This window comes from Mesorhizobium sp. M2A.F.Ca.ET.067.02.1.1 (genome assembly GCF_004023285.1).
GTDB lineage: Bacteria > Pseudomonadota > Alphaproteobacteria > Rhizobiales > Rhizobiaceae > Mesorhizobium.
In genome coordinates, this window is the sequence record NZ_RZSB01000515.1 from 1 (window position 1) to 4,321 (window position 4,321).

The following is a 4,321-nucleotide window of genomic DNA, read 5'->3' on the forward strand; positions in this document are numbered from 1 at the left end:
GCCGGGCCTGACGGCGCTCGGAGAAATCATCGGCGGCGGTTTTCCGGTCGGGGCGGTGGGCGGGCGCGCCGATGTCATGGCGGTGTTCGATCCGACCGCCGGCAAGCCGGCGCTTCCGCATGGCGGCACCTTCACCGCCAATCCGGTGACGATGCGCGCCGGCCTTGCCTCGATGCGGGCGCTGACGAAAGAGAGCTTCGCCCATCTCGATCGCCTCGGCGCGTTCCTGCGCCAGGGCGTCACCGCCTCATTCCAAAAGCATGGGCTTGCCGGCCAGTGCGTCGGCCTGGGCTCGCTGTTCAAGGTTCATTTCACCTCGCATCCCGTCACCGATTACCGCTCCATCTATCCCGGCCAGGCTGAGCGGAAAAAATTCGACGCCTTCCACAAGGGCCTGCTCGACCGCGGCGTGCTCTCCGCCAGCTACGGCCTGTTCGCGCTGTCGACGCCGATGACCGAGGCGGATGCCGGCGCCATCCTTCAAGCGATCGACGAGACCCTGGGCGACATCGCCGCGCAATCCTGAAGGCAGGCCACAGATGACAGCTTCTCCTCATGTCGTGGTGATCGGCGCGGGCACGCTGGGCATGTGCACGGCGCTCAACCTCGTCGAGCAGGGCGCGCGCGTCACGGTGCTCGAAGCGCAGTCGATCGCTTCGGGGTCGAGCGGCCGCTCGGTCGGCGTCGTCGGATCGCAGCTGACCGATCCGTTCGAGATCCTGCTGCGCGTCCATTCGCTGCGCCGGTTCCGCCAATGGGAGGGCGAGGGGCTACGCTTCAACCATATCGGCTATCTGCGGCTGGCGCGCACGCAAGCGCAGATGGCGCTGTTCGCGAGATCGGTCGAGATCCAGGGCGAGGCGGGCTTAAGGTCGCGCCTGGTCCGCGCAAACGAGCTCCGGGACCTCGTGCCGCACATCAATCCCGACGGCCTCGAAGGCGGGTTGTTCGGACCCGACAACGGCTTCCTCGATCCGCATGAAATGTGCAATTTCCTGGCTGGCATCCTACGCGCCAAGGGCGGCGAGATCCGCCAGTACCGCAAGCTGCTTGGCGTAGAACGGCGGCCGGGCGGCTATAGGCTGGAGACCAGTCATGGCCCAGTGGATGCCGACGCCGTGGTCAATGCGGGCGGCGCCTGGGCGCCGCAGGTCGCAACACTTTTCGGCCAGCGCCTGCACATCTGGCCAGAGCGCCACGAAGCCGTCGTCATCCATCTCGACGAGCCGCTCGGCTACACCATGCCGATGGTGATGGACCTGGTGAACGGCGAAGGCAGCGGCCTCAACTTCCGCCACGAAAAACCGGGCGAGCTGATCGCCGAGATCCACAAGGTGAATTCGACCGCGCCGGAAGACCCCGACAATTACAACGACCAGTGCGAGGAGCAATCGAAGGTCGATCTGGCCGAGCTGCTTCTGGAACGCGTGCCCGACCTGCCTGGCGCGCGGCTCGGCCGGGGCTGGGCGGGCCTCTACCCGGTGACCGCCGACCATCGCCCCTTTGTCGGGCCGATCGATGTCTCGGAGCCGGCGCTGATCACCGCCGCCGGCGCCGGCGGCTACGGCATCCAGCTCGCCCCGGTCATCGGCCAGATCGCCGCCGACTGGGTGCTTCAGGGCGCGCCGGTTTCGGTACTTGGCTCGCAGAGCCTCGCGCCATCGGCCGAGCGCAACATTCCCGGCCACTGACCGATGTGTTTTGACGGGGCCGAACGTCCAAGATGCGACCGTTCGCGTTAACCATCAATTAACTATCCGGTCGCCTTCAATATTGTTCTGGAGGATACTTGAGTCTGGCTGCGAGCGATGGTCTCGCGACGCCGGAATTAGAAAAGAAGCGGCGCTATCGCCGCCATCTGCCGGGGAGGCGCCCAGCATCTTTGATGAGGAGCGCCGGCATGAATATCGAGGAAGCAGTCACTGCGGCAACGGCGGGCTCGGGAGCGCTTCTCTCCTGTCTCGGCCAGCCGGTCGTGGCCTATCACGTCACGGCCATCATGCGCGAAACCGACAGGAGTCATGCGCGGCGGATGCAACTCGCTCTGCTGCGCCGAAGCATCGAGGCGCTTGTCGACGACGGCCTCGAAGGCACCGAGGCCGAACGCTTCGCAACGCAGTTCAATGGTCGCGTCGGCTCGGCCTGGGATTTGTTGCACCCGGCGAGCGACACACCGCACTGATCGTTGGACGGTGCCCCTCCATCGCCGGCCATAGGGAACAAGCCCGGGATGAGGTAGACTGCCGCTTACGTCTGGGCTGACGTTCTCGAACGGGGGCATGCGATGCAGGCGATACCGATAGCGCATCCGGCGGAGCAACCTGCCGCGATCTCGATACCCTCGCTAGGCGGTTATCCGACCGCCGTCTTGTGCTGGCTGCTTTCGGCCGGCGTCTATATCGCGGCCAAATGGGTGGCGCCGGAAATGCCGCCCTGGGGGTTGTGCTTCTGGCGGCTCTTGCTCGCCTGCGCCATCCTGTTGCCGATCGTGCACCGCCATCACGGCGCCATGCTGGCGCTTCTCAAATCCCGCCCCCTTGAGATCGTCGCCGTCGGCGCGATCGGCCTGACATTTTGCCAGGGCATGATCTACCGTGGACTGAACGACACTGACGCGACCACGGCCGGCATCATCATGGCGATGTCGCCGATCATGACCATGGTGCTGGCGCGCCTGGTGCTGGGCGAACCGCTCGGCCTCTGGAAAGCGCTCGGCGCGGTTGCAGCACTTGCCGGCATGCTGGTCATCGTCGCGCATGGCAATATCGGCGCGCTGGTGCAACTGCGCTTCAACATCGGCGAATTGTGGATCGTCGGCAGCGCCTTCTGCTGGGCGCTCTACACGGTGCTGCTGCGCCGCTCCAAATTCGGCCTCGAGCTTCTGCCATTGGTGGTCCTCCTGCTCGGCGCCGGCGCGCTGGTGGCGCTGCCGTTCCATCTCTGGGAGATATTCAACGACGAGCGCTCCGCCCTGAATGGCAAGGGCCTGCTCGCGCTCGCTTATCTGGCCGGCCCCGGCGGTGCGCTGATGTATTATCTCTACAACAAGAGCGTCGAGACGCTGGGCGCCAGCCGGGCAAGCATGCTGCTCTATCTGCAGACGCTGTTCGTCGCCATCCTCGCCTATCTGCTGCTCGGCGAGAGCCTGCATGACTACGATTTGCTTGGCGCCGCCTTCATTGTCGTCGGTGTCGTGCTGGCAACGGTCCTCAAGCCAAGGGCGGTTCGATCCAAGGCGTGAGCAGGCCCAAAGCAGCTCGCTTAACATATGTGGATGTCTCCGCCGCCAAGTCGATCTATCGCCTTGGCGGGGCGGAGAGAATCGACATGGACTGCTTCACCAGGCTCGAAGCGTTGATCGACACCGGCAGCGCCGACGCGGTCGAGGAAGCTCGCGCTCCGCTCAAGCATCTCGCTGCCGGCTCACGCGCCACTTTCGACGCGGCCGACGAATTCCTGATCGAGTTGATGACCTTGGCCTTCCTGGTCGAGGCCGGCCTGGAAGCCTTTCACAACCCGGCGCGGCGCCTGGCGCGCCTCAGGCTCTCACGATTGAAGCTGCTGCTGCCTTGAACCGCCAAGCTTTCCTAAATTAGCCATTTTTGCTATTGGCTGCCCTTCGCAGCGGCGGCCTCGGCCGAAGGGGACCATGGCGATCGACAAGCGCGTGAACGCATGAACGGCCCTCAGCACAGGCTGGAACTGCGCGTGCTTGGCGATTTTCAGGTCACGCGCGACGGCCAGCCGCTGGACCTGCCGCCGTCGCGCAAGACGCGGGCGCTGCTCGCTTACCTCGGCGTCACCGGCAGGCAGCATCAGCGCGAGCGGTTATGCGAGATATTCTGGGACATTCCCGACGACCCGCGCGGCGCCTTGCGCTGGAGCCTCTCCAAGATCCGCCAGGTGCTGGGCACCGACGAATCCGCTTTGAGCGCCGACCGCAACGCCGTCGTACTCAACATCGCGACGGACTATGCGCAGCTGGCGCCGCTGGTGAAGGCTGACCTTTCGTCACACTCGACCGAGGAGCTTGAAGCCGTCCTGGTCTCGATCCGCGGCGGCTTTCTCGCCGACCTCTCGCTCGAGCGCTGCTTCGACTATGAAGCCTGGCGACAGGCCATCGCCAGCGAGGTGGAGATCGTCGAGCTTGGCATCCTGCGCGAGCTGGTCGAGCGTCTGCCAGGTGAGCCGCGACGGGCGCTGCCCTTCGCCCGGCGCCTGCGCCGCCTCCTGCCGGACGACGCCGGCCTCGCCGCCGAGACCGAGGCGCTGGAGGAGAAGGTTCGGTCGGCTGCCGCTCAGGCAACCAGCCTTGCGCCGC

Annotated in this window: 5 protein-coding genes and 1 pseudogene; all 6 read left to right on the plus strand. The window is 65.6% G+C overall.

Annotated elements, in window-relative coordinates; translation table 11 throughout:
- A partial coding sequence (locus tag EOA28_RS26415; protein ID WP_128315443.1) for an aminotransferase class III-fold pyridoxal phosphate-dependent enzyme occupies positions 1 to 526 on the plus strand: 526 nt, incomplete at its 5' end.
- 13 nt (positions 527 to 539) lie between these two features.
- The gene (locus tag EOA28_RS26420) at positions 540 to 1,691 is read left to right on the plus strand and encodes an FAD-binding oxidoreductase (protein ID WP_189342198.1); all 1,152 of its coding nucleotides are present in this window, start codon (positions 540 to 542) and stop codon (positions 1,689 to 1,691) included.
- Between the two features lie 98 nt (positions 1,692 to 1,789).
- The gene (locus tag EOA28_RS26425; protein ID WP_245463248.1) at positions 1,790 to 2,182 is read left to right on the plus strand and encodes a hypothetical protein; all 393 of its coding nucleotides are present in this window, start codon (positions 1,790 to 1,792) and stop codon (positions 2,180 to 2,182) included.
- A 102-nt stretch (positions 2,183 to 2,284) separates the two neighbouring features.
- Positions 2,285 to 3,241: an EamA family transporter gene (locus EOA28_RS26430; protein ID WP_127249939.1), complete on the plus strand. Its 957-nt coding sequence runs from the start codon at positions 2,285 to 2,287 to the stop codon at positions 3,239 to 3,241.
- Positions 3,242 to 3,327: 86 nt separating this feature from the next.
- Complete coding sequence (locus tag EOA28_RS26435) at positions 3,328 to 3,573, plus strand: hypothetical protein (protein ID WP_128315444.1); 246 nt, start codon at positions 3,328 to 3,330, stop codon at positions 3,571 to 3,573.
- Between the two features lie 102 nt (positions 3,574 to 3,675).
- Positions 3,676 to 4,321 (plus strand): annotated as a pseudogene (locus tag EOA28_RS26440) (hypothetical protein); the annotation flags it as partial.

What these genes read in the sequence shown, in the direction of transcription:
- EOA28_RS26420 (WP_189342198.1), top strand. Translation starts at nt 540, where the DNA reads ATGACAGCTTCTCCTCATGTCGTGGTGATCGGCGCGGGCACGCTGGGC.
- EOA28_RS26430 (WP_127249939.1), top strand. Translation starts at nt 2,285, where the DNA reads ATGCAGGCGATACCGATAGCGCATCCGGCGGAGCAACCTGCCGCGATC.
- EOA28_RS26435 (WP_128315444.1), top strand. Translation starts at nt 3,328, where the DNA reads ATGGACTGCTTCACCAGGCTCGAAGCGTTGATCGACACCGGCAGCGCC.